The sequence below is a fragment of the Streptomyces sp. SID5785 genome (genome assembly GCF_009870065.1).
Classification (GTDB): Bacteria; Actinomycetota; Actinomycetes; order Streptomycetales; family Streptomycetaceae; genus Streptomyces.
The window spans coordinates 1-4,490 of record NZ_WWIA01000988.1 but is presented as its reverse complement, the minus strand read 5'-3'; the positions used below and the strand labels follow the sequence as shown (position 1 = coordinate 4,490).

Annotated in this window: 4 protein-coding genes and 2 pseudogenes; all 6 read left to right on the top strand. The window is 72.4% G+C overall.

The window, feature by feature from the left end; all coding sequences use genetic code 11:
- Nucleotides 1–687, top strand: a pseudogene (locus GTW43_RS32305) (coagulation factor 5/8 type domain-containing protein); the annotation flags it as partial.
- A gap of 162 nt (nt 688–849) precedes the next feature.
- Complete coding sequence (locus tag GTW43_RS32300) at nt 850–1,743, top strand: sulfotransferase (RefSeq protein ID WP_161305523.1); 894 nt, start codon at nt 850–852, stop codon at nt 1,741–1,743.
- Nucleotides 1,740–2,207, top strand: a complete 468-nt coding sequence (locus tag GTW43_RS32295; protein WP_161305522.1) for a hypothetical protein — start codon at nt 1,740–1,742, stop codon at nt 2,205–2,207. The genes GTW43_RS32300 and GTW43_RS32295 overlap by 4 nt, the downstream gene beginning before the upstream one ends.
- Nucleotides 2,204–3,328 (top strand): annotated as a pseudogene (locus tag GTW43_RS38715) (glycosyltransferase family 4 protein); the annotation flags it as partial. The gene GTW43_RS32295 and the pseudogene GTW43_RS38715, both read left to right, overlap by 4 nt.
- A gap of 51 nt (nt 3,329–3,379) precedes the next feature.
- A complete protein-coding gene (gene cysC / locus GTW43_RS32285) occupies nt 3,380–3,934 on the top strand; it encodes an adenylyl-sulfate kinase (protein WP_161305524.1) in 555 nt (184 codons plus the stop codon).
- Nucleotides 3,931–4,490, top strand: a 560-nt coding sequence (gene cysD / locus GTW43_RS32280) for a sulfate adenylyltransferase subunit CysD (protein WP_161305521.1), incomplete at its 3' end; no start/stop codon positions are given. The genes cysC and cysD, both read left to right, overlap by 4 nt.

The window sequence follows — 4,490 nt, the reverse complement described above, 5'->3', positions numbered from 1 at the left end:
AGCATCGCGGGCCTCCTCTTCGACGCCGGGACCACGACCTCCGACACCCTGATGGAGGTCGGCCCCGAAGGCGCCGACGCCGACCACGCGAGCGACCCGACCTCCCTGCACGACGTGTTCTTCCGCGTCGGCGGCGCGGGCGTCGGCAGGGCGACCGACAGCCTCGTGGTGAACAGCGACGACGTCATCGGCGACCACACCTGGATCTGGCGCGCCGACCACGGCGACGGCGTGGGCTGGGACACCAACACCGCCGACACCGGCCTGATCGTGAACGGCGACGACGTCACGATGTACGGCCTCTTCGTCGAGCACTACCAGAAGTACCAGACGGTGTGGAACGGCAACGGCGGCCGGACGTACTTCTACCAGAACGAGATGCCCTACGACCCGCCGGACCAGTCGGCCTGGATGAACGGCGACACCCGCGGCTACGCCGCGTACAAGGTGGGCGACGACGTCACCAGCCACGAGGCCTGGGGCCTGGGCAGCTACTGCTTCTTCAACGCGAACCCGAGCGTCGTGGCCGACCGCGCCTTCGAGGTGCCCGACCGCGCGGGCGTCACGTTCCACGACCTCGTCGCGGTGTCGCTCGGCGGCGGCACCGGCTCCATCGAGCACGTCATCAACGACACCGGCGGCCCGGCGGACACCGGCACGGCCGTCAACGTCGTGAACTACCCGTAGCGCCGCCGCGGGCGGCGGCCCCCCGACAGGCCATCGGGGGGCCGCCGCCCGTGCGGCCGGTCGTCCGCCCGTTCGCACCGGGGCCTGTTCGCACCAGGGCCTAAGGGAACCCTCAGGTTTCTCCGCCCCTCTTCTCAGAATGGCTCCCTACCGTCGGGCCGCATGAGTCTCATGCGTAACGTGAACCGCGCGCTGACCGCCACGACCGGACTCCAGGTGCGCAGGGCCCCCACGCCCGCGCAGCGGCCGGTGAAGGCCAAGGCGCCGGCCCGGCAGCCCGTCAAGGCGCCCGCGCCCGCCTATCGATGTACCGACGACCTGGCCACCGACCGGCTGCTGCGGCGGCCGGTCTTCATCATGTCGCCCGTACGCTCGGGTTCGACGCTCCTGCGCCTGGTCCTGAACGCGCACTCCCGGCTGCACGCGCCGCACGAGCTGCACATCCGGCGCCTGGAGGTCGCCCACGGCAGCAGGCTCTCCGAACGGGCCATGGAGGCACTGGACCTCGGCCGCGGCGACCTCGAGCACCTCCTGTGGGACCGGGTCATGCACCGCGAACTCGTGCGGTCCGGCAAGGACGTCCTCGTCGAGAAGACTCCCAGCAACGCCTTCGTGTACCAGCGGATCCGCGACTGCTGGCCCGACGCCCGCTTCGTCTTCCTGCTGCGCCACCCCCTCTCGATCGCCCGCTCCTGGCACGAGGCCGACCCGGACAAGCGGACCTTCGACGAGGCCGCCGCCGACGCGCTGCGCTACATGAAGGCCGTCGACCGGGCCCGCAAGGGCATCACGGGCGGGCACACCGTGCGCTACGAACAGCTCACCGAAGCCCCCGACGAGACACTGCACGGCCTGTGCGCGTTCCTCGGCGTCGACTTCGAACCCGCCATGCTGGAGTACGGCGAGCGCGACGACACGCAGCTCCGGAAGGGCCTCGGCGACTGGCGCGACAAGATCCGCACGGGCCGGGTCCAGGGCGGCCGCCCGCTGCCGCAGGACGACGACGTACCCGAGATCCTGCGCCCGATCGGCAAGGCCTGGGGGTACCTCGCGTGAGCCCCGACCACACCCCGGGCGACGGCGCCCCGGCCGCACCGCACGCGGAGGTCGAACAGGTCTGGCCGCGCGACGGACGCATCCGGGTCGTGGGCCGGCTGCACGGCACGCCGCCCCGGCCGGGAGCCGTCTGGCAGCTGCTCGCCGTGCGCCGCGGACACGGCGGGGACCGGATCCGCCGGCGGGCCGTCGTGCGCGGCGACCGCTTCGACGGCGAACTGACCGTCGAGGACCTCACCCTCGACGACGCCCCCACCGCTGCCGCCCCACCGACCGACGGCGACCGCTGGGACCTGCACCTCACCGACGGCGCCGCGACGCTGCGCGTCGGGCGCCGACTCGACGACATCCGCGGCAGGAAGGCGGTCATGGTCTACCCCTGGCAGCCGGTGCCCGGCACGTCCTGCGAGGTGCGCCCCTACTACACCGTCGAGGACAACCTCTCTCTGGAGTGCCGCGCATGACCGTGCCCTGCGACCGGCCCCGGGTCCGCTACCTGCTCCTGCACGCCTACGGCCGCGGCGGCACCATCCGCACGGTCTTCAACCAGGCCAACTCCCTCGTGGCAGCGGGGTGGGACGTCGAGCTGGTCAGCGCGGTCCGGCGCCGCGACGAGCTCCAGTTCCCGCTCGACCCGCGCGTCGGCGTCACCACACTCGTCGACCGGCGCGAGCCACGCCCGGACGCACCGAGAGCGCCGTGGCGCGGACTCGCCGGACGCCGGCGCGAGCGCCACACCGGACGGCCCGCCCGCGAGGTGCCCGAGGGCGAGTTCGGCCACCGGTACTTCGACCGGCACCTGGAAGTGACCCTCGCCGCCTGGTTGCGGACCCTCCGCGACGGCATCCTCGTCACCACCCGCCCCGCACTGAACTTCCTGGCCGCCGCGCACGCCACGAACGGCGTCGTCCGCGTCGCGCAGGAACACATGAACCTGAGCACGCACCGCGACGACGTCCGCCGCCGCATCGCCGAGACGTACCCGCAGTGCGACGCGGTCGTCGTCCTGACCGAGCGCGACCGCGAGGAGTACGCCGCACTGCTGCCCGGCACACGGGTCCTGCGGATCCCCAACGCGGTCCACTCGATCGACCAGATCCCCTCGGACCACGGCGCGAGGATCGTCGCCGCGGCCGGCCGGCTCTTCCCCCAGAAGGGCTTCGACCTGCTGATCCCGGCATGGGCCGAGCTGGCCGGGAGCCATCCCTCGTGGCAGCTCAGGATCTACGGCAGCGGCGAGAAGAAGGCCCAGTTGAGAGCCCTCGTCGAGGAACACCACCTGTACAACCACGTGTTCCTGATGGGCCACACCGACCGCCTCGACGACGAACTCGCCAAGGCCTCGGTGTACGTCCTGAGTTCACGCTTCGAAGGCCTGCCGATGGTGATGATCGAGGCGATGAGCCACGCGCTGCCCGTGGTCGCCTTCGACTGCCCCACCGGCCCGGCGGACGTCCTCACCCACGGCGTGGACGGCCTCCTCGTCCCACCGGAGGACACCGCCGCGCTCACCGAGGCCCTCGCGACGCTGATGAACGACCGCGACCGGCGCGCGGAGATGGGCGCCGCGGCACGGCGCACCGCCACCGCGTACTTCAGACGTGCGGCACCCCGGTGCCGCGGAAGGATTCCGGATATGACGACCGCTGCGGCCCGCGGCCGGGGAGCCACGATCTGGCTCACCGGACTGCCGAGCTCGGGCAAGACGACCGTCGCGCGCACCCTGGAACAGCGCCTGCGCGCCGAGGGCCGCCGGGTCGAGGTCCTCGACGGCGACGAGATACGGCGGTTCCTGTCGGCGGGCCTCGGCTTCAGCCGCGAGGACCGGGACACCAACGTGCGGCGCATCGGTCTCGTGGCCGAGATCCTCGCGCGCAACGGAGTGCTGGTGCTCGTCCCGGTCATCGCCCCGTACGAGGCCAGCCGCCAGGCGGTCCGCGACCGGCACACCACGAGTACGACGCCGTACCTCGAGATCCACGTGGCCACACCGGTGGACGTGTGCAGCGAGCGGGACGTGAAGGGACTGTACGCCCGTCACGCCGCGGGCGCCCTCAAGGGCCTCACAGGCGTCGACGACCCCTACGAACCCCCGCGGGCACCCGACCTCGTCCTGGCGACCCAGGCACAGACACCGGCGCAGTCCGCGGGACGCGTGCACGCCCTGCTGACGGCGAGGGGGCTCGCATGACGGCCTCGTCCACGCCGGTCCGCACGCCCCACGGGCCGTCCCATCTGGACGCCTTGGAGTCGGAGTCGGTGCACATCGTCCGTGAGGTGGCGGGCGAGTTCGAGCGGCCGGTGATCCTCTTCTCCGGCGGCAAGGACTCCGTCGTCATGCTGCACCTGGCCCTGAAGGCGTTCGCCCCGGCGCCCGTCCCGTTCCCCCTCCTGCACGTGGACACCGGGCACAACTTCCCGGAGGTCGTCGCGTACCGGGACCGCGTCGTGGCCGCCCACGGGCTGACCCTGCACGTGGCGTCCGTACAGGACTACATCGACCGCGGTGCGCTGCGCGAGCGGCCCGACTGCACCCGCAACCCGCTCCAGACGGTCCCGCTGACCGACGCGATCCAGGACCACCGCTTCGACGCCGTCTTCGGCGGTGGCCGCCGGGACGAGGAGAAGGCCCGCGCCAAGGAGCGTGTGTTCTCGCTGCGCGACGAGTTCTCGCAGTGGGACCCGCGCCGCCAGCGCCCCGAGCTGTGGCAGCTCTACAACGGCCGGCACGCCCCCGGCGAGCACGT